Source organism: Variovorax sp. J2P1-31 (assembly GCF_030317215.1).
GTDB lineage: Bacteria > Pseudomonadota > Gammaproteobacteria > Burkholderiales > Burkholderiaceae_C > Variovorax.
Window position 1 is genome coordinate 380461 of the sequence record NZ_JASZYA010000001.1, and the last position, 24768, is coordinate 405228.

At 69.6% G+C, this 24768-nt stretch carries 27 protein-coding genes; 20 read left to right on the forward strand and 7 right to left on the reverse strand.

Annotation, left to right across the window (positions count from 1 at the left end; genetic code table 11):
- The first annotated feature begins 60 nt into the window (after nt 1-60).
- Genes QTI20_RS01785 through QTI20_RS01815 form a run of 7 tightly spaced genes read left to right on the forward strand, consistent with a single transcriptional unit; the run spans nt 61 to nt 6578 of the window.
- Entirely contained in the window at nt 61-1617 is a 1557-nt protein-coding gene (locus QTI20_RS01785) for an ABC transporter substrate-binding protein (protein ID WP_286550613.1), read from the forward strand.
- Nucleotides 1602-2624: an ABC transporter permease gene (locus QTI20_RS01790; RefSeq protein WP_286550612.1), complete on the forward strand. Its 1023-nt coding sequence runs from the start codon at nt 1602-1604 to the stop codon at nt 2622-2624. Before QTI20_RS01785 ends, QTI20_RS01790 begins: the two co-directional genes overlap by 16 nt.
- Nucleotides 2621-3535 (forward strand): ABC transporter permease, encoded by a 915-nt coding sequence (locus QTI20_RS01795; protein ID WP_286550611.1) that lies wholly within the window; start codon nt 2621-2623, stop codon nt 3533-3535. Before QTI20_RS01790 ends, QTI20_RS01795 begins: the two co-directional genes overlap by 4 nt.
- The gene (locus QTI20_RS01800) at nt 3532-4536 is read left to right on the forward strand and encodes an ABC transporter ATP-binding protein (protein ID WP_286550610.1); all 1005 of its coding nucleotides are present in this window, start codon (nt 3532-3534) and stop codon (nt 4534-4536) included. The genes QTI20_RS01795 and QTI20_RS01800 overlap by 4 nt, the downstream gene beginning before the upstream one ends.
- Nucleotides 4533-5285, forward strand: coding sequence for an ABC transporter ATP-binding protein (locus QTI20_RS01805; RefSeq protein ID WP_286550609.1), 753 nt, complete (start codon nt 4533-4535; stop codon nt 5283-5285). The genes QTI20_RS01800 and QTI20_RS01805 overlap by 4 nt, the downstream gene beginning before the upstream one ends.
- A gap of 52 nt (nt 5286-5337) precedes the next feature.
- Complete coding sequence (locus tag QTI20_RS01810; protein WP_286550608.1) at nt 5338-5934, forward strand: TetR/AcrR family transcriptional regulator; 597 nt, start codon at nt 5338-5340, stop codon at nt 5932-5934.
- A 29-nt stretch (nt 5935-5963) separates the two neighbouring features.
- On the forward strand, nt 5964-6578 hold the full coding sequence (locus QTI20_RS01815) for a cysteine dioxygenase family protein (RefSeq protein WP_286550607.1): 615 nt from the start codon (nt 5964-5966) through the stop codon (nt 6576-6578).
- Nucleotide 6579: 1 nt separating this feature from the next.
- Here QTI20_RS01815 and QTI20_RS01820 read toward each other — a convergent pair whose 3' ends face one another.
- Nucleotides 6580-7494, reverse strand: coding sequence for a LysR family transcriptional regulator (locus QTI20_RS01820; RefSeq protein ID WP_286550606.1), 915 nt, complete (start codon nt 7492-7494; stop codon nt 6580-6582).
- Between the two features lie 128 nt (nt 7495-7622).
- Between QTI20_RS01820 and QTI20_RS01825 the strand changes: the two genes are divergently transcribed.
- From QTI20_RS01825 to QTI20_RS01835, 3 genes are all read left to right on the forward strand, one after another.
- A complete protein-coding gene (locus QTI20_RS01825; RefSeq protein ID WP_286550605.1) occupies nt 7623-8330 on the forward strand; it encodes an SDR family oxidoreductase in 708 nt (235 codons plus the stop codon).
- Between the two features lie 183 nt (nt 8331-8513).
- Complete coding sequence (lpxO, locus tag QTI20_RS01830) at nt 8514-9410, forward strand: lipid A hydroxylase LpxO (protein WP_286550604.1); 897 nt, start codon at nt 8514-8516, stop codon at nt 9408-9410.
- A gap of 5 nt (nt 9411-9415) precedes the next feature.
- On the forward strand, nt 9416-9646 hold the full coding sequence (locus QTI20_RS01835; RefSeq protein WP_286550603.1) for a DUF7661 family protein: 231 nt from the start codon (nt 9416-9418) through the stop codon (nt 9644-9646).
- 1 nt (nt 9647) lies between these two features.
- Here QTI20_RS01835 and QTI20_RS01840 read toward each other — a convergent pair whose 3' ends face one another.
- Genes QTI20_RS01840 through QTI20_RS01850 form a run of 3 tightly spaced genes read right to left on the reverse strand, consistent with a single transcriptional unit; the run spans nt 9648 to nt 11901 of the window.
- Nucleotides 9648-10067 carry a hypothetical protein gene (locus tag QTI20_RS01840; protein ID WP_286550602.1) on the reverse strand — a complete coding sequence of 140 codons (420 nt, stop codon included), beginning with the start codon at nt 10065-10067 and terminating at the stop codon, nt 9648-9650.
- 54 nt (nt 10068-10121) lie between these two features.
- On the reverse strand, nt 10122-10709 hold the full coding sequence (locus tag QTI20_RS01845; protein WP_286550601.1) for a HutD/Ves family protein: 588 nt from the start codon (nt 10707-10709) through the stop codon (nt 10122-10124).
- A 7-nt stretch (nt 10710-10716) separates the two neighbouring features.
- Nucleotides 10717-11901 (reverse strand): NAD(P)/FAD-dependent oxidoreductase, encoded by a 1185-nt coding sequence (locus QTI20_RS01850; RefSeq protein WP_286550600.1) that lies wholly within the window; start codon nt 11899-11901, stop codon nt 10717-10719.
- 171 nt (nt 11902-12072) lie between these two features.
- Between QTI20_RS01850 and hutG the strand changes: the two genes are divergently transcribed.
- The 10 genes from hutG to QTI20_RS01900 all read left to right on the forward strand — a co-directional run bounded on the left by hutG (nt 12073) and on the right by QTI20_RS01900 (nt 22014).
- On the forward strand, nt 12073-12882 hold the full coding sequence (gene hutG / locus QTI20_RS01855) for an N-formylglutamate deformylase (RefSeq protein WP_286550599.1): 810 nt from the start codon (nt 12073-12075) through the stop codon (nt 12880-12882).
- Nucleotides 12883-12922: 40 nt separating this feature from the next.
- Complete coding sequence (locus QTI20_RS01860; RefSeq protein WP_219219986.1) at nt 12923-13924, forward strand: LysR family transcriptional regulator; 1002 nt, start codon at nt 12923-12925, stop codon at nt 13922-13924.
- Nucleotides 13925-14066: 142 nt separating this feature from the next.
- A complete protein-coding gene (locus QTI20_RS01865; protein WP_198088977.1) occupies nt 14067-14816 on the forward strand; it encodes an electron transfer flavoprotein subunit beta/FixA family protein in 750 nt (249 codons plus the stop codon).
- 2 nt (nt 14817-14818) lie between these two features.
- On the forward strand, nt 14819-15751 hold the full coding sequence (locus QTI20_RS01870; RefSeq protein WP_286550598.1) for an electron transfer flavoprotein subunit alpha/FixB family protein: 933 nt from the start codon (nt 14819-14821) through the stop codon (nt 15749-15751).
- Between the two features lie 150 nt (nt 15752-15901).
- Nucleotides 15902-16711 carry a class I SAM-dependent methyltransferase gene (locus QTI20_RS01875; protein ID WP_286550597.1) on the forward strand — a complete coding sequence of 270 codons (810 nt, stop codon included), beginning with the start codon at nt 15902-15904 and terminating at the stop codon, nt 16709-16711.
- Between the two features lie 227 nt (nt 16712-16938).
- Nucleotides 16939-17958, forward strand: a complete 1020-nt coding sequence (locus QTI20_RS01880; RefSeq protein WP_183023003.1) for a Bug family tripartite tricarboxylate transporter substrate binding protein — start codon at nt 16939-16941, stop codon at nt 17956-17958.
- Between the two features lie 50 nt (nt 17959-18008).
- On the forward strand, nt 18009-18803 hold the full coding sequence (locus tag QTI20_RS01885) for an IclR family transcriptional regulator (protein WP_183023004.1): 795 nt from the start codon (nt 18009-18011) through the stop codon (nt 18801-18803).
- Nucleotides 18800-20005, forward strand: coding sequence for an ABC transporter substrate-binding protein (locus tag QTI20_RS01890; protein ID WP_286550596.1), 1206 nt, complete (start codon nt 18800-18802; stop codon nt 20003-20005). Before QTI20_RS01885 ends, QTI20_RS01890 begins: the two co-directional genes overlap by 4 nt.
- A complete protein-coding gene (locus QTI20_RS01895) occupies nt 20002-20760 on the forward strand; it encodes an enoyl-CoA hydratase/isomerase family protein (RefSeq protein ID WP_286550595.1) in 759 nt (252 codons plus the stop codon). The genes QTI20_RS01890 and QTI20_RS01895 overlap by 4 nt, the downstream gene beginning before the upstream one ends.
- A 27-nt stretch (nt 20761-20787) precedes the next feature.
- Complete coding sequence (locus QTI20_RS01900; RefSeq protein ID WP_286550594.1) at nt 20788-22014, forward strand: CaiB/BaiF CoA transferase family protein; 1227 nt, start codon at nt 20788-20790, stop codon at nt 22012-22014.
- Nucleotides 22015-22140: 126 nt separating this feature from the next.
- On the opposite strand, the gene QTI20_RS01905 is transcribed toward QTI20_RS01900, so the two are convergent.
- Genes QTI20_RS01905 through QTI20_RS01915 form a run of 3 tightly spaced genes read right to left on the reverse strand, consistent with a single transcriptional unit; the run spans nt 22141 to nt 24693 of the window.
- Nucleotides 22141-22908: an ABC transporter ATP-binding protein gene (locus QTI20_RS01905; RefSeq protein WP_286550593.1), complete on the reverse strand. Its 768-nt coding sequence runs from the start codon at nt 22906-22908 to the stop codon at nt 22141-22143.
- 8 nt (nt 22909-22916) lie between these two features.
- Complete coding sequence (locus QTI20_RS01910) at nt 22917-23693, reverse strand: ABC transporter permease (protein ID WP_286550592.1); 777 nt, start codon at nt 23691-23693, stop codon at nt 22917-22919.
- 1 nt (nt 23694) lies between these two features.
- Nucleotides 23695-24693: an ABC transporter substrate-binding protein gene (locus QTI20_RS01915; protein WP_286550591.1), complete on the reverse strand. Its 999-nt coding sequence runs from the start codon at nt 24691-24693 to the stop codon at nt 23695-23697.
- Nucleotides 24694-24768 lie beyond the last annotated feature (75 nt).

Here is a 24768-nt window from a genome sequence, read left to right on the forward strand (position 1 = left end):
CCGAGTCCTTCACCGATGCGATCCTTTGCTCCGGCGGGCGCCCTGCGCGCGCTTCTTCTCATGACGACCTTCCTGGCGACGGCGCTGGGCGCCCAGGCCCAGGCCCCCCTCCGCGGCGGCACGCTGGTCGTGGTGTCCAACCCCGGCGAGCCCGCGGTGCTGACCGCGGCCTTCAACCAGCAGGGGGCGGTGTCGGCGATCTCGACCAAGCTCTTCGACGGCCTGATCCATTTCGGCGAGGACTTCAAGCTCGAGCCCGAGCTCGCGACCCGCTGGGACGTGAGCCCCGACGGCAAGACGGTGCGCTTCACGCTGCGCCCCAACGTGCGCTGGCACGACGGCAAGCCCTTCACCTCGGCCGACGTCAAGTTCTCCTTCGACGAGGTCTGGCGCAAGATCCATCCGCGCGGCCGCGCCACCTTCGCGGCGGTCGAATCGGTCGAGACGCCCGACCCGCTGACCGTCGTGTTCAAGCTGCGCAACCCCTCGGGCGTGGTGCTGCGCGCGCTCAACAGCGGCGAGTCGCAGGTGATCCCCAAGCACCTCTACGAAGGCACGGACATCGTGCAGAACCCGTGGAACGCCAAGCCCGTGGGCACCGGCCCCTTCCGCTTCAAGGAGTGGGTGCGCGGCGACCGCATCGTGCTCGAGCGCAACCCCGACTACTGGGACGCCGGCAAGCCCTACCTCGACCAGCTGGTCTACCGCATCATTCCCGACGCCACCGCGCGCTATGCGGCCTTCGACACCGGCGCGGTGCAGTACGGCGTGCTAATGCCGATCTCGATCAACGACCTCGAGCGCGCGCAGAAGAACCCGAAGCTGCGCGTCGAGTTCCGCGGCTACGACTGGCTGGGCTCCAGCGTCGCGGTCGACTTCAACGTGCGCAAGCCGCCCTTCAACGACGTGCGCGTGCGCCGCGCGGTGGCGCATGCGATCGACCTGCAGGCGCTGTCGAAGGTCACGACGCGCGGCGTGGCCAAGCCCGGCACCTCGCCCGTGCTGTCGACGCAGGGCCGCTTCTATACGAACGACCTGCCGGCCTATGCCTTCGACGTCAAGCAGGCCGAGCGCCTGCTCGACGAGGCCGGCCTGCCGCGCCGCGCCGACGGCACGCGCTTCGCGGTCACGCTCGACTGGCTGCCCTTCGGCGAAAGCTACCTGCGCTACGGTGAGTTCATCAAGCAGTCGCTGCGCCGCGTGGGCATCGAGGTGACCATCCGCGGCCAGGACCTGCCGCAGTTCATGCGCCGCGTCTACAGCCAGAACGACTTCGACTTCATCGTCACGCACCGCACCGCGATGGGCGACCCGCAGATCGGCACCGACCGCGTGTTCTGGTCGAAGACCATCCTCAAGGACGTGCCCTGGTCCAACGGCTCGGGCTACAGCAACCCCGCGATGGACGGCCTGATCGAGGCCGCGCACGAGGCCGCGACCGAGGAGCGCCGCGTCGAGCTCTACAAGAAGGTACAGCGCCAGGCGCAGGCCGACCTGCCCAGCTTCACGCTGCTGGAGAACCGCATGTACACCATCGCCTCGCGACGCCTCCAGGGCCTGGCGACCGGCTCGGACAGCGCCTACGACTCGCTGAAGAACGCATGGCTCGCACCCTGAGCATCGACGCCGACGCGGCGCCCGTCGCACGCACCCGTCGCCGTCCCTACGTGCTGACGCGCGTGCTGCAGATGGTGCCCACGCTGCTGCTGATCCTGCTGACCGCCTTCGTGCTGCTGCAGCTCGCGCCGGGCGACATGGTGCAGGTGCTGGCGGGCGAGGCCGGCGGCGGCTCGCCCGAGTACCTCGCGCGCCTGCGCCAGAGCTTCGGGCTCGACCAGCCGCTGCACGTGCAGTTCCTGCTCTACATGCGCAATGTGCTGAGCGGCAACCTGGGCTTCTCCTTCCGCAACAACGCGAGCGTGACGGCACTGATCGGCGCGCGTCTCGGGCCCACGCTGCTGCTGGCCGCGGCCGGCCTGGCGGTGGCGGTGGGCATCGGCGTGAGCGCGGGCGCGCTGGCCGCCGCGCGCCGCGGCCGGCCGGTCGACCGTCTGATCGGTATCGCCGCGCTGCTGGTCTATGCCACGCCCGGCTTCCTGCTGGGCATCGGCCTGATGCTGGTGTTCGCGGTGGCGCTGCCCTGGCTGCCGGTGGGCGGCTTCGTCGATGCCTATGGCGTCGAGGGCCCGTGGGCGCATGCGCTCAGCGTGGCGCGGCACCTGGTGCTGCCGGCCGTTACGCTGGGCGCGCTGCATGCGGCGATCTATGCGCGCTTCACGCGCGGCGCGATGCTCGAGGTCTATGGCCAGGACCATGTGCGCACCGCGCGTTCCAAGGGCCTGTCGGCCGGCCGCATCACGCTGCGCCACGTGCTGCGCAATGCGCTGCTGCCGCTGGTCACGGTGATCGGCATGCAGACCGGCGCGCTGCTCAGCGGCGCGATCCTGGTCGAGACCGTGTTCGCCTGGCCCGGCCTGGGCCGGCTGGCCTTCGAGGCCATGCAGCAGCGCGACTACAACCTGCTGGCCGGGCTGATCCTGTGCAGCGGCACGCTGGTGGTGCTGGTCAACCTCGCGGTCGATCTGCTCTATGCCGTGCTGGACCCGCGGGTGAGGCTGAAATGAAGACCACCGAAGGCATCGCCGTGTCCGCCGTCGCACGGCCCCGTGCGCCGGTTCTGCCCGCAGCGGCACCTCGGCCCGGCGCGAAGCTCTGGCGCGGCTGGACCGCTTGGCCGCTGTCGTTGAAGATCGGCACCGCGCTGCTGGCCCTGCAGCTCGCGGTCGCGCTGCTGGCCGGCTGGCTCTACCCGGGCGACCCCTTCGATCTCGCGGGGCCGTCCTTTCTGCCGCCGGGCGCCGATCCGCAGTTCCCGCTGGGCACCGACATCATGGGCCGCGACATCGCCGCCGGCCTGGCGCATGGTGCGCGCGTCTCGCTGCTGGTGGGCCTGTCGGCCACCGTGATCGCGACCGTGCTGGGCACCACGGTGGGCCTGCTGGCCGGCTACTTCGGCGGCTGGGTCGACCACCTGCTGATGCGCGTCACCGAGCTGTTCCAGGTGATCCCGCATTTCCTCTTCGCCATCATCCTGGTGGCGATCATGGGCTCGCAGCTGCCGTACATCGTGCTGGCCATCGGCGTCACGAGCTGGACGATGGTGGCGCGGCTGGTGCGCGCCGAGACGCTGGCGCTGCGCGAGCGCGACTACGTGAAGATCTGCCAGGTGATGGGCGGCGGCCATGCGCGCGTGATCCTCACGCACATCCTGCCCAACGCCTTCGCGCCGGTGATCGTCGCGGCCTCGGTGCTGACCGCGCTGGCGGTGCTGACCGAAGCCGGCCTGGCCTTCCTGGGCATGAGCGACAGCAACCGCATCAGCTGGGGCGGCATGATCGGCGCCTCGCGCGAGGCGCTGCTCGACGCGCCCTACATGACCCTGATCCCCGGCGCGGCCATCGTGCTGGCCGTGGCCGCGCTGAGCCTGATCGGCGACGGTCTGGCGCAGCACCTGCGGCGCGGAGGTACGTCGTGAGCACCGTGCTGAAGGCCCGCGGCCTGGCCATCTCCGTGCCCGCGGACGGTGGCCGCGTCGAAGCGGTGCGCGGGCTCGACCTGCAGGTCGCGCGTGGCGAGACCTTGGCGATCGTCGGTGAATCGGGCTGCGGCAAGTCGCTCACCGCGCTGGCGCTGGCCGGGCTGCTGCCCGAGGGCGTGCGCATCGCGGGCGGGGCCATCGAGCTGCTGGGCGATGACGTCACGGCGCTGTCCGAGGCGGCCTGGCGCACGCGCCGCGGCCGGCGCATCGCGATGGTGTTCCAGGACCCGATGGCCGCGCTCAACCCGGTGCTGACCGTGGGCGAGCAGATCGTCGAGACGATCCTCGCGCACCGGCCCGTCGGCGCGCGGGCCGCGCGCGAGGAAGCGCTGGCGCTGCTGGCGCGGGTGAAGCTGCCGCAGCCCGCGCAGTGCTTCGCAGCCTATCCGCACCAGCTCTCGGGCGGCATGCGCCAGCGTGTGCTGATCGCCATCGCCGTGGCCCACCGGCCCGAGGTGCTGATCGCCGACGAGCCCACCACCGCGCTCGACGCCACGGTGCAGGCCGAGATCCTCGCGCTGCTGCAGGGCCTGCAGCGCGAGAGCGGCATGGCGCTGGTGATCATCACGCACGACCTGAACCTGGTGGCGCGCTGGGCCGACCGCGTGACCGTGATGTACGCAGGCCGCGCGGTCGAGGACCGGCGCGCCGACGCGCTGCTCGAGGGCTCGCGCCATCCCTACACGCGCGCGCTGATGGCGGCCAGGCCGCGCCGCCGGCCGGTCGAGGGCCCGCGCCCGCGGCTGGCCGAGATCCCGGGCCGCGTGCCGCCGCCGGGCCAGACCGGACCGGGCTGCGCCTTCGCGGGCCGCTGCGGCCTGGCGACCGCGCGCTGCGAAACGTCGAGCCCCGACGCCCTTCGGCTGGCCGGCGGCACCGTGTGGTGCCATGCGGCGGCCGAGGGGCGGCTCGAGGTGCCGATGGCGGTGGCCGCATGACGGCGCCGCTGCTGGCCGCGCACGGTCTGCACGTGCGCTTCGAGGGGCGCAACGGCCGCGTCGACGCGGTGCGCGGCGTGTCGCTGCAGGTCCAGGCGGGCGAAGTGCTGGCGGTGGTCGGCGAGTCCGGCTCGGGCAAGTCGACGCTGGCGCGCGCGCTGATGGGCATGGTGCCGGTGCGCCAGGGCACGCTGGCGCTGGCCGGGCAGGGCGTGCCGCTCGCGGCGGCCGCGCGCTCGCTGGCGCAGCGCCGCCGCATCGGCATGGTGTTCCAGGACAGCGCGGCGGCCTTCGACCCGCGCTTCACCATCGAACGCATCCTGCGCGAGCCGATCGCGCTGCTGGGACGCGGTGCGGCCTCGGCCCCACCCGCGGCGCTGCTCGATGCCGTGGGCCTGCCGGCCAGCCTGCTGCCGCGGCGCCCGCACGAACTGTCGGGTGGGCAGCGCCAGCGCGTGGGCATCGCGCGTGCGCTCGCGGGCGAGCCGCAGCTGCTGATCTGCGACGAGGCGGTGTCGGCGCTCGATGTGTCGGTGCAGGCGCAGATCCTCAACCTGCTGGCCGACCTGCAGCAGTCGCGCGGGCTCGCGCTGCTGTTCATCACGCACGATCTCTCGGTGGTGTCGTACATCGCCGACCGCATCGCCGTGATGTACCGCGGCGAACTGCTCGAGACCGGTGCGGCCGCCCAGGTGCTGGACCGGCCTGCGCACGACTACACGCGACGCCTGCTCGCGGCGGCCCTATGATTTTGTGCGACCGCCCTTCGCGGCCCGCGCGCCGTTCCTTCAAGCCGAGCCCATGACCTCCACGACTGCCACTCCCCCTGCGACCACGCTGCTGGACCACATCATCGACACCGCGGGCGCGCTCTTCTACCGCGAAGGCACCAAGTCGGTCGGCGTGGACCGGATCATCCTCGAGGCCGGTGTCGCCAAGGCCACGATGTACCGCTACTTCTCCGGCAAGGACGCGCTGGTGGCGGCCTGCCTGCAGCGCCGCCACGACCGGGTGATGGAGGCGTTGCGCAAGGGGCTGGAGAAGGGCCCTGCCGATGGCGTCGCGCAGGCGCTGTCGGTGTTCGAGCTGCTGCATGTGAAGGGCGGCACACCCGACTTCCGCGGCTGTGCCTTCATGCTGGCGGTGGCGGAGAACGAGACCTCCGAAGAAGTCCGCGCCATCGCGCGCGGCCACAAGGACGCGGTGCTGGCGATGTTCGAGGCCCTGCTGCCCGCCGCCTGGCCGAAGCGCGCGACGCTGGCCGCGCAGCTCAACCTGCTCTACGACGGCGCGATGGCGCAGATCCTGATCCAGCGCGACGCCGGCGCGGCCCTGCTGGCGCGCGACTGCGCGGCGGTGCTGCTGGCCGCGGCCGCGAACAGCGCCCGGGCGCGTTGAAGCGCTCACCTTCCTTCAAGAACCTCCCCATGACCACTCCCTCTGCAACCCCCACCATCGCGCCGCTGCGCGACTTCGTGGTCGCCTTCGGCCACCTGCTCGACACCGGCCCCGACGAGGCGCGCATCCTGCAGGAAGGCGGCGCGCTGCTGCGCACGCTGGTGTCGCGCGACGACTGGCTGCCCGAGGCCTTCGCGCAGCCGCATCCGGTGCACTACCAGCAGCTGCTGCTGCATGCCGACTCGACCGAGCGCTTCTCGGTCGTGAGCTTCGTCTGGGGCCCGGGCCAGGCCACGCCGGTGCACGATCACACGGTTTGGGGCCTGATCGGCATGTTGCGCGGCGCCGAGGAAAGCCAGGGCTATGCCGAGCGCGAGGGCCGCTGGGTGGCGCAGGGCGAGGCGGTCCGGCTGGTGCCGGGCGATGTCGAGGCGGTGTCGCCGCGCATCGGCGACGTGCACCGCGTGCGCAACGTGTACGACGACCGGGTGTCGGTCAGCATCCATGTCTACGGCGCCAACATCGGCGGCGTGCGGCGCCACACCTACCCGGCCGAGGGCGGGCGCAAGCCCTTCGTCTCGGGCTATTCGAACACCGTGCTGCCGAACCTCTGGGACCGCTCCGCCGAAGTCCGCGCGAGCTGAGTCAGCGTTCCCAGGGCGCGAGCGGCAGGAAGCGCGCCAGCAGGTGGTCGACCACCGCGCGCTGCCGCGCCGCCAGCGCCCCCTGGTGCGGCCAGATCACATGGATCGGCAGGGCCGACGCGGCCGAGGCCTGCTGCGGCAGCACTTCTTCCAGCCTGCCGTCGGCCAGCTGCGCGGCCACCAGCCAGCGCGGCAACCGGGCCAGGCCGAAGCCGGCGACGGCCGCGTCGCGCAGCGCCATCGCATCGCGCAGCGTGAGACGCACGCCCAGCGCGAAGGCCTGCAGTTCGCCCTGCGCATCGGCCAGCAGCCAGCGGCTGTCGCGGCCTTCGACCAGGCAGTCGTGCGCGGCCAGTTCGGCAGGGTCGGCCGGCCGGCCCCGCGCCGCGAGGTAGGCCGGGGCGGCGCAGATCACGGTGCGCTGCACGCCCAGCGGGCGCGCCACCAAGTTCGGACTGTCGGGCAGCGCGCCGATGCGCACCGCCAGGTCGACCTGCCCGCCGGCCAGGTCGCCGAAGCGGTTGAGGAAGGCGATGTCCAGGTGCAGCGCCGGATGTTCGCGCGCCAGCTCGAGCAGCGCGGGCGCGATCCATTGCCGCCCGAACAGCACCGGCACTTCGATGCGCAGCGTGCCCGCCACCGCGCCCTGCTTCTGCCGCAGCTCGGACTCGCCCTGCGCCAGCGTCGCGAGCGCGCGCAGGCAGTGCCGGTGGAAGGCGCGGCCGTCCTCGGTGAGCGCGAGCCGGCGCGTGCTCCGGTGCAGCAGGCGCACGCCCAGCTGCGCCTCCAGCCGCGCGACCGCCTTGCTCACGGCCGAGCGCGACAGCGCCAGCCTTTCGCTGGCCAGCGTGAAGCTGCCGGCCTGGGCGGTCTCGACGAAGGCCCGGATGCCGGTGAGTTGGTCGATGGAGATCATGAAAGGGAAAGGGCGGCGAGGGCGATTGGTGCCTAGGCGTCGCCAATGGCGTGCCGATTTTGCGCTCGACCCATGGCCGGGCGCGCGCGAGCATCCAGGCTCCCCATCAGCGCAAGGAGAGTGAATCCATGAAAGACAAGACCGTGGCCATCGTCGGCGGCAGCTCGGGCATCGGCCTGGGCGTGGCACAACAGGTGGTGGCCGCGGGCGGCCGGGTGTTCATCGGCGGGCGCGACGCCCGGCGGCTCGAACGCGCGCTCGCGCAACTCGGGCCCGCCGCTGGCGGCCACCGGGTCGACAGCGCCGACGACGCCTCGGTCGCCGCCTTCTTCGCCGCCGCGCCGGCCATCGACCACCTGTTCACGCCCGGTGCCTCCTATGCGCTGGGCCGCTTCACCGAACTGGACGAGGCCACCGCCCGCAGCCCGATGGACCACAAGTTCTGGGGCCAGTACCGGGTGGTGCGGCATGCGCTGCCCAAGTTGAGCGCGCAGGGCTCGGTGGTGCTGATGGCGGGCGCGCTGGGCGCGCGCGTCGGCCTGACCGGCGCGGCCTACGCGGCCTGCAACTGCGCGATCGAGGGGCTGGGCCGGGCGCTGGCGCGCGAGCTGGCGCCGCGGCGCTTCAACACCGTGTCGCCCGGCACCATCGACAGCGAGCTCTGGCGCGCGCGGCCGGCCGCATTGCGCGAGGCGGCCTTCGAGAGCTTCGCCCAGGGCGCGCCGCTGGGCCGGGTCGGCACGGTGGAGGAGGTGGTGGAGGCGGTGCTCTTCCTCATGGGCAACGGCTTCATGACCGGCTCGACGCTGTATGTGGATGGTGGTTACGTCACCTGAACTCGCGGCCGCTTACCCGCGGCGCCTGAAGACTTTCTGAAGCAGGGCCCCGTCGCTTGGCGGATACTGCGCGGTGTTCCCGGACCCGGGCGATACCCGATCGCCCACGGCCCGCACCGCGGTGTGCCGACGGCCGTTTCCGGACTGAACGAAAATACCGCCTCGTATTCCTGGAGACTTGCCGTGAAGTGGATCGTCCTCGCCATCTTTGTGCTCAGCGCACTCTATGTCCATTTCCGCGGGCAGGTCCGGCATCGCTTCCTGCGCCAGCTGTCCGACCACTCGAGCTTCCTGGCACCGCTCAACGTGTTCATGTACATGTTCTCCAAGGTGCCGAGCACGCCCTACCTGTCGCCGGCGGAGTTCCCGGAGATGCGGGTGCTGGAGCAGAACTGGGAAATCATCCGTGAAGAGGCGCTGGCGATGCGCAACGGCGGCAGCATCAAGGCCTCGAGCCAGTTCAACGACGTGGGCTTCAACTCCTTCTTCAAGAGCGGCTGGAAGCGCTTCTACCTCAAGTGGTACGACGAGGCGCATCCCTCGGCCGCGGTGTTGTGCCCGCGCACGACCGAACTGTTGAAGGGCCTGGGCACGGTCAAGGCCGCGATGTTCGCCGAGCTGCCGCCCGGCAGCCGGCTGGTGCGCCACCGCGACCCCTTCGCCGGCTCGCTGCGCTACCACCTGGGCCTGTGGACGCCCGGCGTCGAGGGCTGCTACATCGACGTCGACGGCCAGCGCTACCACTGGCGCGACGGTGAGGCCGTGGTCTTCGACGAGACCTACATCCACTACGCCGAGAACACCACCGACCACGACCGCGTGATCCTGTTCTGCGACATCGAGCGGCCGATGAAGTACCGCTGGGCCATGGCGGTGAACCGCTGGTTCGCGAAGAACGTGCTGGCCGCCGCCAGCTCGCCCAACGACGCGGGCGACAAGACGGGCGGCATCAACCGCGCCTTCAAGTACATCTACCAGGTGCGCGTGATCGGCAAGCGCCTCAAGGCCTGGGACCGCCGCGCCTACTACCTGGTGAAGTGGGCGATCTTCGGCGGCCTGGCGCTCTGGATCTTCTACTGAGATCGATGGCCAGCTACCGCTTCGACGTGTTCGGCCGCCGCATGGCCATCGAACGCGTGGGCGAACGCTGGCACTGCTACCTCGTGGGCAACGAGGGCAAGCGGCGCCGCGTCGAGCTCGCGGTGCCGTCCGAAGTCACGCGCGAGGAACTGGCCCAGTACCTCTACGACGTCTACCACGAGGATGCGACGCCCACCAACGGCGACGTGATGGAAATCCTGCCCGACCGGGCCTGAGCTACAGCCCCAGCCGCGTCAGCGACCAGGCCACGCCGCCCAGTTGCACCACGTTGAGCATCATCCCGGCGATGTGCAGCCGCCGGAAGCGCAGGGCCGACGCCTGCACCTGCGGGATCGTCTCGCGCAGCCGGTCCATGCGCGGGATGATGATCCAGCGGCGCAGCGCGAAGGCCAGCACGGCGATCGCGGCCATGCCCAGCGCGAAGAAGGGCCGGCCGGTCCAGCCGTAGCACAGCGCCGCGGCGCTGGCCGTCAGCATCACCGCCAGGTAATAGACGTTGAACAGTCCGCGGATGAAGCGCGAATCCAGCGGCGTGTCGTGCGCAAGGATCAGCAGGGGCAGCGAGCCCATCATGAAGAAGCCCATCCAGACCAGCAGGACGACGGTGGCGATGAGCGAACTGACGATGGGCAGCATGGAAACCCCTCCGCAGCGCCGGAGCATACGCCTGCGGATCGGTTCTTGTCTCGCCTAGGTCGGATGCAGCTGGACGGCCACGATGCAGCCGGCCGCGCCGAGCCGCACGACCTGCATCGCTTCCTGCGGACAGGCCTGCAGCAGGCCCTGTTCGGCATCGAGCGTCTGCATGCCGGAGCGCGTGGCGACCTGAAAATGCCCCTGCAGCACCAGCAGGCACAGCGGCGCGGCCACCGAGGGGTCGATGGCGAAATCCGCGCGCCGCACGCTCAGCTCGGCGCGCGCGTTCGCACGCCGCGCCATCACGTTGAAGAAGCGCGCGGGGCCTTGCGCCAGCCGGGCGCCGAAGGCCGTTTCACCCGCGAAGGCATGAAGCTCGCCCACGGCCGTCCATGACAGGACCTGGGCGTCGGAGCTCAGCGTGACCGCGCCGTCGACCAGCACCGCGCTGCGGTCGACGCCGGCGAAGCTGGAGAACGCGCCATCGCCGGCGATGGTGGCGACGCTGAGCCGCCAGTCCCAGCCATCGGGGCCCGCCGCGGCCGCGCTGTCGCCGAAGCGGCCCTGGCCGATCTCGCGCGTCTCGCCGCCGCCGTTGCGCCAGAGCGTGACCGGCAGGCGGTCGAGCGCGAAGCGGCCCATCACCGCCTCAGGACACCGCGCCCAGGCCGTACTTGCCGGTGAGCAGGCCGCCGGTGCGGAAGCGCTCGAGCGCATAGGGCTCGATGTCGACCTCGGTCTTCAGACCCAGGGCCGATTGCGCGAGCACCAGGCCCACGGCCGGCGACAGCTTGAAGCCGTGCCCCGAGAAGCCGTAGCCGACCACCAGGCCCGGCAGCTCCGGCAGTCGGCCCAGCACTGGGTTCCAGTCGGGCGTGACGTCGTACACACCGGTCCACGACGAGGCGACGCCGGCCGTCTCGAAGCTGGGGAAGCGCTCCGCCACCTGTTCGCCGACCTCGACCATGTAGTCCATGCTGATGTCGCCCTGTTCGTTGTCGGGCGCCGCCAGCGTCTCGCCGACGATGCCTTCGCTGACCAGCATCTGGTTGCCGCCGTAGCTGCGGCAGTACAGCATGCCCGGCGAGCCCAGGTCCTTGTAGACCGGCATCTTGAAGGTGTAGGCCTCGGGGCCTTCGAGGGCCAGCACCGCATGGCGTTCGGCCTTGACGGGACTCTTGATGCCGGTCCAGCGCTCGATGTCGGTGGACCAGATGTTCTGCACGCTGATCACCGTGGGTGCGTCGAAGCGGCCTTCCGAGGTCTGGACGCCGGCCACGCGGCCGTTCTCGACGATCAGCTGGTGGACCTCCACGCCTTCCTTGATCTTCACGCCCAACCGGCGCGCCGTGCGGGCGAAGCTGGTCGCGACCAGGTAGGCGTCGGCAAAGCCGGCCTCGGGCTCGAAGCCGATCAGGGCGGCATCATCGAAGCGGGCGATCGGCAGCAGGCTCGCGGCCTGGTGCGCGTCCAGCAGGTCGACCTGGATGCCCTGGGCGCGTTGGGCTTCCAGGGCGGCGCGCAAGGGCGAGAGCTTGGCGCCTTCGGGCGCGGCGATCAGGTAGCCCGACTTCACCAGGCCGGCCGAGGCTTCCTCGTCCTGCAGGTAGTTGGAGAAATCGTTGAAGATGCGCCACGAGGCCTGGGCCAGCCGCACGTTCTCGATCACCGAGTAGTGCGTGCGCAGGATGCCGCTGGATTGCGACGTCGTTCCGGCGCCGATCTGCGTGCGGTCCAGCACCAGCACGTTGGTGCAGCCGAGGCGGGCGAGGTGATAGGCGACCGAGGTGCCGATCACACCCGCGCCGATCACGATCGCGTCATAGCTTTTCATTCCACAGTCCTGACTAGGTAAAAACGGATGGGCGCAAGCCTAAGAGCCGCCCCTTCGTTACCGCTGGACATTCCCTAAACTGATTTTCAGCATCAGCGCCGCTTGAGCTATGGCAGCGGCCCCGCGCGCGGGCCAGCATGGGCCACCGCCGATCGCATCACTTTCCTTCCCATGACCTCGACCGTTTTCAACCTCGTGCAGGGCGACGTGCCGCTGCTGATCTCCATCCCGCATCTGGGCACCGCGCTGCCCGACGAGCTCCGCGGCGGCCTCACGCCCGAGGCGCTCGGCGTGCGCGACACCGACTGGCACCTGGACACGCTCTACGGCTTCGCCCGCGCCATGGGCGCCTCGGTGCTGGGCGCGACGGTCTCGCGCTACGTCATCGACCTCAACCGGCCGCCGGGCGGCGAGAGCCTCTACCCGGGCCAGACCACCACCGGTTTGTGCCCCACCGAGAGCTTCCGCGGCGAGCCGCTCTATCGCGCGGGCCATGCGCCCGACGCTGCGGAGATCCAGCGGCGCCGGGCCACCTATTGGCAGCCGTACCACGATGCGTTGCGGCAGGAGCTGGACCGGCTGCGCGCGCTGCACGGCCAGGTGCTGCTGTGGGAGGCGCATTCGATCGCCAGCGTGCTGCCGCGGCTGTTCGAGGGCAAGCTGCCCGACCTGAACCTGGGCACCAACGACGGCGCGGCCTGCGCCGCCGACATCCTGGCGGCGGCGGTCCAGCCGGTGCTCGACAGTGCCGGTGCGTTCACGCACGTGGCCAACGGCCGCTTCAAGGGCGGCTATATCACGCGGGCCTACGGGCAGCCGGCGGCGGGCGTGCATGCGATCCAGCTGGAGATGTGCCAGTCGGTCTACATGAACGAGGAAGCGCCCTTTGCCTACCGCGCGGACCTCGCGGCGAAGGTCCAGCCGCTGCTGGAAAGAATGCTGGGCGCGGCCATGCTGCAGCTCGTCACGCGCGACGCATAGGGTGCGAGAACCGCCGGGGGCCTGTGCTGTAATCGAGCGCATGAATCCCAACAGCAAGAAGGGTCTGCCCGATCTGGACCTGCTGGTGAGCTGGATCGCGGTCATCGAATCGGGCAGCGTGTCCGATGCCGCCACGCTGCTCAACATCTCGCAGGCGGCGGTCTCGCAGCGCATCAAGCAGCTCGAGACCTTCTTCGACACCGCGCTGCTGGACCGCACCACGCGCCCCGCGCAAGCCACCGCCGCCGGGCAACGCCTGTTCGAACACGCCAAGGAACTGCTGACGCAGGCCGACCAGCTGGTCGAGAGCGTCCGCGGCCTGAGCCGCGCCAAGCGCATGACCGTGCGCATCGGCTGCGTCGATTCCTTCGCGGCCACGGTCGGGCCGCTGCTGATCAAGGGGCTGGCCGGTTCCTCGCACCAGATCCGGCTCTGGTCCGGCATCACGCCCACGCTCGACGCCTCCATCGAAGGCCGGCAGCTGGACCTGGCCGTCACCACCAGCCTGCACGGCGCGGCCGGCATCGCGCGCGCGTCGCTGTTCTCGGAGAAGTTCTATGCGGTGCTGCCCGCCAAGTTCGACCTCGGCCCGCTGGGTTCGCTGACCGAGATCGAGCGGCAGCTCAAGTTCATCCGCTACAGCGCGCGCTCGGTGATCGGCCAGCAGGTCGACGACTACCTGCAGCGCTGCGGCGACGTGCTCGAGCGCACCTACGAATTCGACACCACCGACCCGCTGATCAGCCTGGTCGCCAACGACATGGGCTTCGCGTTGACGACGCCGCTGTGCCTCTGGCAGTCGCGGCAGTTCCTGCCCGACGTGCGGGTGGTGCCGATGTCGGCCTTCACGCGCCACGGCCGGCCCTACGTCGACGTGAGCCGCACCTTCTACCTGGCCTACCGCCAGGGCGAGATGGGCACCTTGCCTGCCGAGGTGCGCGACCTGATCCGCATCGCGGTGCGGCGCCAGCTGTCGCAGGACATCGCGCTCGCGCTGGGGCTGGGCGAAGAGGCGCTGGTGGCGTCCGAGGGCGGCGACTGAGGCGCCGGCCTTAAGCATTGCATCGGCAGGTCTTATCTTCGGCCCGCGGGCCGGCGCCTTGGCAACACTGCAGGCGGCCGCATCGCGATGCGGCTCGAACCAAGCATGTGGTCTTGGTCGCAAATCCGGAGCTGGTGAAGATATGAAAGTACTGGTGCCCGTCAAACGGGTCGTCGACTACAACGTCAAGGTCCGTGTGAAGAGCGACGGCACGGGCGTCGACATCGCCAACGTCAAGATGAGCATGAACCCCTTCGACGAGATCGCCGTCGAAGAGGCTGTGCGCCTGAAGGAGAAGGGCGTGGTGACCGAGGTCATCGCCGTCTCCTGCGGCGACGCGAAGTGCCAGGAAACCCTGCGCACCGCGATGGCCATCGGCGCCGACCGCGGCATCCTGGTCGAGACCACCGAAGAACTGCAGCCGCTGGCCGTCGCCAAGCTGCTCAAGGCGCTGGTCGACAAGGAACAGCCCCAGCTGATCATCCTGGGCAAGCAGGCCATCGACGACGACGCCAACCAGACCGGCCAGATGCTGGCCGCGCTGGCCGACCTGCCCCAAGCCACCTTCGCCTCGAAGGTCGAAGTGGCGGGCGACAAGGCCACCGTCTCGCGCGAAGTCGACGGCGGCATGGAGACGCTGACGCTGACGCTGCCGGCCGTGATCACGACCGACCTGCGCCTGAACGAGCCGCGCTACGTGACCTTGCCCAACATCATGAAGGCGAAGAAGAAGCAGCTCGACACCTTCAAGCCCGAGGACCTGGGCGTGGACGTCAAGCCGCGGCTGAAGACCCTCAAGGTCAGCGAGCCGCCCAAGCGCGGTGCCGGCATCAAGGTGCCCGACGTCGCGACCCTGGTGGACAAACTGAAGAACGAAGCGAAGGTGATCTGAACATGAGCGCACTTGTCATTGCCGAACACGACCACGCCACGGTCAAGCCCGCCACCCTCAACACCGTGACCGCGGCCATCGCCTGCGGCGGTGAAGTCCATGTGCTGGTGGCCGGCGCCAACGCCGCCGAAGCCGGCAAGGCCGCCGCGCAGATCGCCGGCGTCACCAAGGTCATCGTGGCCGACAGCCCCAGCCTGGCCGAGAACCTGGCGGAGAACGTTGCTGCCCAGGTGCTGGCGATCGCCGGCAACTACAGCCACATCCTGTTCCCCTCGACCGCCAACGGCAAGAACGTGGCCCCGCGCGTGGCCGCCAAGCTGGACGTGGCGCAGATCAGCGACATCACGGCCGTGGTGAGCGCAGACACCTTCGAGCGTCCGATCTACGCGGGCAACGCGATCGCGACCGTGCAGAGCGGCGATGCGACCAAGGTCATCACGGTGCGCACCACCGGCTTCGACGCCGCCGCTGCCACCGGTGGCTCGGCTTCGGTCGAAACCGCCGAAGGCGTGGCCGACAGCGGCAAGAGCAGCTTCGTGGGCCGCGAGGTCACGAAGAGCGAGCGCCCCGAACTGACGGCCGCCAAGATCATCGTCTCGGGCGGCCGCGCCCTGGGCAGCGCCGAGAAGTTCCAGGAGGTGATGGCACCGCTGGCGGACAAGCTCAACGCGGGCCTGGGCGCCAGCCGCGCGGCTGTCGACGCGGGCTACGCCCCGAACGACTGGCAGGTCGGCCAGACCGGCAAGATCGTGGCGCCGCAGCTCTACATCGCGGCCGGCATCTCGGGCGCGATCCAGCATCTGGCGGGCATGAAGGATTCGAAGGTGATCGTGGCGATCAACAAGGACGAAGAGGCACCGATCTTCTCGGTGGCCGACTACGGCCTGGTGGCGGACCTGTTCGTGGCGATGCCGGAGATGACCGCAGCGCTTTGACCCCACCCTTGAAAGAGGATGCGGCGCGACGTTGACGGTGGTCTTGCGCAGGGCCACCATGGCGGATCGCCGTCGGGGCCGCGGGCAGCAGATCGAACGCGGACGGGGTGGCGCTGCAATGGCCGGCAAGTGCTGGTCCAAGGAGACGTCATGGCCGATAGTGACAGGATGTTCGCGGGCTCGATCCCGAAGCTCTACGACACGCTGATGGTCCCGCTGATCTTCGAGGCCTATGCGGCCGACATGGCGGTGCTGGCTGCGGCGGGCCTGCCCGAGGCGGTGCTGGAAACGGCGGCCGGCAGCGGTGTCGTCACGCGGGCGCTGGCGCCAAGGCTCGGCACCGGCGCGCGCTACGTGGTGACCGACCTCAGCCAGGCCATGCTCGACCATGCCGCCGGCCGGCAGCCGCCGGATGGCCGCATCGAATGGCGGCAGGCGGATGCGCTGGACCTGCCCTTCGAGGACGCGACCTTCGACGTGGTGCTCTGCCAGTTCGGTGCGATGTTCTTCCCCGACCGGGTCGCCGGCTATGCCGAGGCGCGGCGCGTGTTGAAGCCGGGCGCACGCTTCCTGTTGAGCGTCTGGGACCGCATCGAGGAGAACGCCTTTGCCGACGAGGTCTCCCAGGCCGTCGCCGCCTTGTTCCCGCACGACCCGCCGCGATTCATCGCCTGCACGCCGCACGGCTACCACGACGTCGCGCTGATCCGCGAGGAATTGCGCCGCGCCGGCTTCACCGACATCTCGATCGAGACGCGCGAGAAGGCGAGCCATGCGCCTTCGGCGCGCCACGTCGCCATCGCCTATTGCCAGGGCACGCCGCTGCGCAACGAGATCGAGGTGCGCGACGCCAGCCTGCTGGCGCTGGCCACGGACCGTGTGTCGCAGGCCATTGCCGAGCGACATGGCGACGGGCCGGTGAGCGGCAAGATCCAGGCGCATGTGGTGGTGGCGGGATGAAGCTGAACGCCTGGCATGACGCGGCCAGGCGAACGATGCCCGGCGCCCGCCGATAGCGCCCGGGCCACACCGCGCGCGCCACCACCTTCGCCGCGGCGTTTCCCTCCCCATTCCTTGCAGTTGAACGGCACGACCGGCGCTTCGCGCTGGGCGTCAGGGAAATCCCTGTCATTTTCAGAAACTTTCATGGATGAGAATGAAGTTTCATAAATAGAAATGGAGACAAGATGACATCGACTGCTGCTCTTCGCTCGCGGCGTGACGTGCTGGCCACCGGGGCCGGCCTGCTCGGCGCGGCCCTGATGCCCCCGAATGCGTCCGCCCAGGGACCGGGAAGCTGGCCGGACAAGGCCGTGACCGTGGTGGTGGGCGCGCCGCCCGGAGGCCAGACCGACTTCGCCATGCGGGTGCAGACCGCGGGCCTGCAGGCGGCGTTGGGGCAGCCCTTCGTCATCGACAACCGGCCAGGTGCCGGCGGCAACATCAGCGTGGAGTACGTGCTGAAGGGTCCGACCGACGGCTACCGCCTGCTGGTGGGCAACGGCGGGAACATGACGCTCAACCCGCACACCTACCGCAACACGCCGATGGTCGATCCACGGCTGCTGCTGCCCATCGGCCTGCTGCTGCAGTCGGGTCTGGTGCTGGCCGTGCATCCCAGCGTGCCCGCGAAGGACTTCAACGAGCTGGTGGCCTGGGTCAAGGCGCAGGAGCAGGCGAAGGGCGGCGTCGACTATGCGTCGTCCGGGCCGGGCAGCCTGACGCAGGCGGCGATGGAGCTGCTGCGCGACCGCATGGGCAAGCCGAAGATGAACCACATCGCCTACAAGGGCAGTGCGCCCGCGATGCAGGACCTGCTGGCGGGCCGGGTCACCCTCATGTTCGACGCGGTGTCGGTGATCGCGCCCTTCCTCAAGACGGGGCAGCTGCGCGCGCTCATGGTGACAAGCCAGCAACGCGTGCCGGCCTTCCCCGACATTCCGACTGCGGCCGAGATCGGCGTCAGGAACTTCGTGGTGACCTCCTTCATCGGGCTCTACGGTCCGCCGGGCCTGTCGCCGGAGATCGTCAAAAAGGCGAATGCCGCCCTCAACAAGACCATGGCCGACCCGGCCACCACGAAGATGCTGATCGACCGGGGCGACGAGCCGGGCGGCGGGCCGCCGGAGCGCCTGAAGGCGATGACCCACGACTACTACACGACCTGGGGCGAGGTCGTGAAGGCGAACGACATCCGCGCGGACTGAGGCCGCATCCCGAAGACGACCACCATGCAATTCTTCATACGATCCAACGAATGACCAAGACCACCGAAGGCAAGACCGACAAACAACCGCAGTACTCGGCGCCTGCCGTCGACAAGGCACTGGACGTGATCGAGCTGTTGGCGGCGCAGGTCAACGGCCTGCCGCTGGCGGAGATCGCGACCCAGCTCAACCGCACGATCAGCGAGATCTATCGCGTGGCGCTCGCGCTCTCGTCGCGCGGCGTCATCTCCCAGGACGCGTCCTCCGAACGCTATTTCCTGACCGGCAAGCTGTTCGAGCTGACCCATCGCCATCCGCCCACCGAGCGGCTCATCGGACTGGCCACCCCCCTGATGCAGGCCCTTGCCGAACAGATGGAGCAATCGTGCCATCTGGCCGTGCTCGACCGCGACGCGGTGCTGATCGTCGCCAGCGTGGCCAGCCCCCTGCCCATGAACTACAGCGTGCGCGTCGGCGCCCGTTTCCCGGCGCTGGAGACCAGTTCGGGCGTCGTGCTGGTGGCCTACCAGCAGGCCGAGCAATGGCCGCAATGGATCGCCGCGGCGCCCGGCATCGCCCCGCGGCAGCTGCAGGAGCGGCTGCTGTCCGCTTCGACCCAGGCCAGCGAGGAACTGCTGAGCCCGATCGTGCAAGGCGTGACCAATCTGAGCTTCGCGATCCGCGACCACCGGGGAGCGGCCGTGGCCGCGCTGACGGTTCCGTTCCTCAGCCAGGTCGGGCTGCGCGTCGATCTGGCGTCGGCACGGGCGATGGCGCAGCAGACCGCCCACCGGCTCGCCGGCTTGCTCGGCTTCACGCAGGCGGGTGCCGGGGCCGCGCCATGACGGTGACGCACCGGCTGCGCGGACTCACCTGGGACCATCCGCGGGGTTACGACCCCCTGGTCGCATGCGCCGCGCGCTACGCGCAGGACCACCCGCATGTGTCGATCGAGTGGCACAAGCGGTCGCTCCACGATTTCGGTGCCTTTCCGATCGAGGAACTGGCGCGCTCCTTCGACCTGCTGGTGATCGACCACCCCTTCATGGGCCAGGCGGCGCGCACGCGCTGCTTCCTCGACCTGCGCGAATGGATCGCCGCCGACGTGCTCGACGCGCTGGTGGCGCAGGGCGTGGGCCCCTCGGGGCCTTCGTACGCCTGGGACGAGGCCCTGTTCGCGCTGCCGACCGATGCGGCCGCGCATGTCGCCAGCTACCGCCCCGAACTGATGGCGGCGCTGGATGCACCCGTGCCGCGCGACTGGCAGGACGTCGTGCGCCTGGCGGCCCGGGCGAGGGCCAACGGCCAGACCCTGGCCTGGGCCGGCACGCCGACCGATGCCGCCTGCACGCTCCTCACGCTGGCGGCCAACCTGGGCCATGCCGCGTCGATGGCGGATGGCGAATTCCTCCCCGGCCCCGGCCTGGCGCAGGTCATGGGCCATCTGCACTGGCTGGCGGAGAACGCCCAGGCCAGCTGCCTGGACGACAACCCGATCCGCATGTACGAGCAAATGGTCGCGTCCGACCGGATGGTGTATTGCCCCGCGGCCTTCGGCTACTCGAACTACGCGCGCGCCGGTCGCACGCCCTGGCTTCAGTTCGCGCCCCTGGCCGGCCCCGGCGAGGTGCCTTCGCGCGGCGCCTTGCTCGGCGGCGCCGGCATGGCGATCTCGCGCCACAGCGACCAAGCCGGCGAGGCGGCCCGCTTCGTGGCCTGGGTGCACGGCGCCGAGGTGCAGGGCGGCCTGTACCTGGAAGCGGGCGGACAGCCGGGCAGCGCCGCGGCCTGGCGAAGCGACCACGCCAACGCCCAGGCCCACGACTTCTTCGCGCGCACCTTGCCCTCGCTCGACGGCGCGTTCGTCAGGCCGCGCTTCGCCGGCTTCGTGCCCTTCATCGAAGCGGCCGGCGTGGAGATCAACCGCTGCCTGCGCGGCCAATGTTCCCTGGGCGAGCTGCGCAGGGCCCTGGACACGCTCTACGGCGATGCCTGGTCCGCGCGCGAGCAAGGACGCACCCCCATTCTTCAAGCGAGCAACGCATGACGCAGCCTCTTGTGACATCCAGTGTGAGCGACCATGTCGCCACGATCCTCTTCAACCGGCCCGCGCAGCTCAATGCCATGAACTCGCGGATGATCGACGCGCTGTGCGACGCGCTGGCCGAAGCGAGCGCGAATCCGCAAGTCAAGGTCGTGATCCTGGGCGGGCATGGGACCTCCTTCATGGCCGGCGCGGACATCAAGGAGTACGCGCAGTTGAATCCGCAAAGCTTCGCGGACTTCCAGGAACGTGGCGCACGCGTCTACGAACTGATCGAACAAGCCGACAAGGTCGTCGTCGCGGCCGTCAACGGCTATGCCCTGGGCGGCGGCTTCGAGATCGCGCTGGCGGCCGACCTGGTCGTCGCCCAGCGCGATGCCAAGCTCGGCCTGCCCGAGAGCCGGCTGGGGCTGGTTCCCGGCGGCGGCGGCACGCAGCGCCTGCTGAGGAAGCTGCCCTACAACCGCGCGGTGGAACTGCTCATGACCGGTGCGGCACGGCCCGCGCCGCTGTGGCATGAATGGGGTGTGGTGAACGTGCTCGCCGATGGCGACGCGCTGGCGGCCGCGCGCCAATGGTGCGAGCGCTTCGCCGAGGCGTCGCTGCCGGCCCTCGTCGCGCTCAAGCGGCTCGCACGCGACGCGCGCGACCTGCCCTTCGACGCCGGACTGGCAAGGGAGCGCCAGGCGCTGAACGCCTTGCACGAAACCCCTTATGCGCTGGCGCGCATCGACGAATTCGCGCGCAAGAGCGCCTGAAGAACAATGAAATCCAACGGAGACACCATGAGCCAAGCACTCGACGACATCACCATCCTCGATTTCAGCCACCTGCTGCAGGGCCCTTTCGCCACCATGCTGCTGGCCCACATGGGCGCCCACGTGATCAAGGTCGAGCGGCCCGGCGCCGGCGAGATGTTCAGGCAACTGACCTTCAACAACCGCTGGCTGGGCGGCTCGGAGAGCCCGAACTTCGTCGCCTGGAACCGGAACAAGAAGTCGATCGCGATCGACCTCAAGTCGCCCGAAGCCCGCGCGCTGATCCACGAGATCATTCCCCAGGTCGACGTGGTGGTGCAGAACTTCCGGCCCGGGGTGCTCGATCGCCTGGGTTACGGGTACGAGGCGCTGAGCGCCCTCCATCCGGGCCTGATCTACTGCTCGGGCTCCGGCTACGGCGAATCGGGGCCTTACGTCGATCGGCCGGGGCAGGACCTGCTGATCCAGGGCCTCACGGGCCTGGCGGCCGCGACCGGGCGCGGCGACGGCCCGCCGGTGCCGGTGGGCGCGGGCTTCGCCGACCAGGTCGGCGCCATGAACATGGTCTACGGGATCCTGACGGCGCTGCATTGGCGCGGCCGCACGGGCATGGGTCAGGAGGTGAAGGTCAACCTGCTGGCCGGATTGCTCGCGCACCAGGCGCAGGAGCTGATGAGCGTGCTGAACTTCAACGAGAACTTCGAGCGCCCCCGCTCAGGCATCGGCCATCCGGGCATGGACGCGCCCTTCGGCATCTACGAGACCGCCAGCGGCTATCTCACCATCGCCATGAGCCCGTTCGCGACGCTGCTGAAGGTGCTCGAGGCGCCCGAGCTGGCCGCCTTCGACGACCCGAAGCGGCTGTTCGAGGAGCGCGATGTGGTGCACCGGCTGCTGTCCGAGCACACGCGTCGCTGGCAGCGCGCGGACCTGCTGGAGGCCTTGCTCAAGGCCGGCATCTGGTGCGGCGAGATCAAGACGCACCTGGAGGTCGAGCAGGATCCCCAGGTGCGGCACATGAAGATGATCACGAGCTACGAGCACCCGGCCATCGGACGGGTCAAGGCGGTGGCGCCGGCGGTCGAACTGAGCAAGACGCCGGCCTCCATCCGCACGCCCTCGCCGGGCGTGGGGCAGCACACGGCCGAGGTGCTCAGGAGCCTGGGCATCGCGGAGGGCGTGATCGCGTCGCTGATCGCCAGCAAGGTCATCGAGCAGGAGACACCGGCGCATCGCGCCGCCGCGGCGGGCTGAGCGGCTTCGGCCGCGCCCGCGCGGCCGGCGCGCCTTCCGCGTTCGAGCACCGAGGCCATCGGGGTCCGCAGAAAAAAGGCGCCTGGACCTCGCGGTCCGGCGCCTCGTTCCCTGGCGGATCGCCGCTCAGCCGCGCGTGACCGCCAGCGTGCGGCCCACTTCTTCCTGCACCGTCTCCCAGATCGAGCGCTTGAGCGAGATGAAGTCTTCCGACAGCTGGATCTCCGCGGTGCGCGGATGCGGCAGTTCGTTGCGCAGGTCCTGCACCACGCGGCCGGGCCGCGAGCCCATGATGACCATGCGGGTCGACAGCATCAATGCCTCGTCGATCGAGTGGGTGATGAAGACGATGGTCTTGCCGCTCTGCTCGTAGATCGACAGCAGCTGGTCCTGCAGCACCTGGCGCGTCATCGCGTCGAGCGCGGCGAAGGGCTCGTCGAAGAGCATCACGTCGGGGTCGTTGGCCAGCACGCGCGCGATCGACACGCGCTGCTTCATGCCGCCCGACAGCGCCTGCGGGTACTTGTCCTCGCTGCCCTTGAGGCCCACCATCTCGATGAAGCGGCGCGCGATCTCGGCCCGTTCGCCCTTGGGCATCTTCTTCATCTTCAGGCCGAACTCGACGTTCTGCTGCACCGTCTGCCAGGGGAACAGCGCGTACTGCTGGAACACCATGCCGCAGGCCGAGGTCACGTCGTCGATGCGCTTGCCGTTGACCGAGACGCTGCCCTGCGTGGGCTTCTCGAAGCCGGCCATGAGGTTGAGCAGCGTCGACTTGCCGCAGCCCGAGGCGCCCAGCAGCACCAGGAACTCGCCCTTCTTCACCTCGAGGTCGAGGTTGGACAGCACGTGGTTGTCGCCGAAGCTCTTGGAAACGCCGCGAATGGAGATCATGCTCGTTGTCATCTTTGCCAAGCCAGAAGCCAGCGCTCGAGAGCGCGCACCACCAGGTCGGTGGCCAGGACGGTGAAGCTGATGAGCACCATGCCCAGCACCACCGTGTCGGTCTGGAAGAACTCCTTGCCGTTCATGATCATGAAGCCCAGGCCTTCCTTGGCGGCCACCAGTTCGGCCGAGATCACGCAGGTCCACGACAGGCCCAGGATGATCTTCATGCCCGAGATGATCTGCGGCAGGCAGCCCGGCAGCAGCACCTCGCGCATCACCTGCCAGCGCTGCGCGCCCAGGTTGCGCGCGGCGCGGATCAGCAGCGGGTCGATGCTGCGCGTGGCTTCCATCACGTAGAGCAGCGCCGGCACGAAGGAGCCCATGAAGACAATGCTGTACTTCTGCGTCTCGTTGATGCCGAACCACAGCAGCGACAGCGGGATCCAGCTCATCGAGGGCAGGGGCCGCAGGAAGGAGATCACCGGGTCGAAGATGGCGCGCGCGATGCGCGAGGTGCCGAGCCAGATGCCCAGCGGGATCGCGACCGCGGCGGCGGCGAGGAAGCCCACCATCACGCGCCGCGTCGAGGCCAGCACATGGCCCAGCAGCGTGCCCTGGCCGAACATGGTCGAGGCCCGGGCCCAGACCTGCGAAGGCGGCGGCAGGAAGATCGGGTCGACCGCGCCGGAGCGGCAGATCAGTTCCCATGCGGCGAGGAAGCCCAGCAGCGACAGCACGCTGAGCCAGGCCAGGGAGCCCGCGCTCTTGCGGGGTTTCACGACTTCAGCCATCTCAGAGGTAGCCTGCATCCAGCCAGTTGCGGACCACGGGCGCCTTGTCGATCTGCTTGAGCGTCACCAGCATCTCGGCCAGCTTCTGCATGCCGGTGACGAAGCTGCCCGGCGCGACCAGCAGGCTGCGCTGCTGCTCGGCGCTGTACCAGCCGGTCTGCTTGATGGTGCTGACCTGCTCCTCGAGCGTCAGGCCGGTGATCTCGATCATCACCTTGGCGGCTTCCTCGGGCGCGTTGGTGAGCATCGCGTTGGCCTCGAAGATGCCCTGCAGGAAGGTCTTGATCGCGGCCGGGTCTTCCTTGGCCAGCTTGGTGGTGGCCAGCAGCACGTCCGGGCCGGGCGTGATGCTGTATTCCTTGTAGAGCGAGAAGGAGGTGTCGTCGGCCAGCACGCGCGTGTTGGGCAGCGCCTTGATGCGGTCGAAGGACGGCGTCCAGGCCGCGGCGGCATCGATCTGGTTGCCCTGGTAGGCCGACAGCAGGTTGGGCGCGGGCAGGTTGATCAGCGAGACGTCGCTGTCAGGGTTCATGCCGGCCTGCTTGAGCAGGTCCAGCACCAGCACATGGGTGCTCGAGGCGAAGGTCACGCCGATCTTCTTGCCCTTGAGCTGCGCGATGTTCGACACGTTGGAGCGCACCAGCAGGCCTTCGGCGCGGCCGAAGTTGTTCGGCGTCGCGATGACCTTGAACTGGCTCGCGCCGGCCGCCATGAGCGCCAGCGACGAGACCACGCCGGTGCCGGCCAGGTCGATGCTGCCCGCCATCACCGCGCCCATGCGGTCGGACGAGGTGGGGAAGCTCTGCCATTTGATCTCCAGGCCCTTCTTGCTGAAGATGCCGGTCTTGATCGCGATGTAGGCCGAGTAGTGGCCCAGCCAGGCGGAACCGCCGTAGGTGTAGGGCCGGTTGGCGGCCCGGCCGATCAATGGAAATCCGCCAATGGCCGGCACGATGGCTGCGGCGGTACTGCGAAGGAGGGCGCGTCGGTTCATTGGCATGGAAGTGCAACACCTTAGAGGGAAGGGTTAAATTCCATGATCTTATGAGCCGCATTTTCGGGGCCGACAGCATAA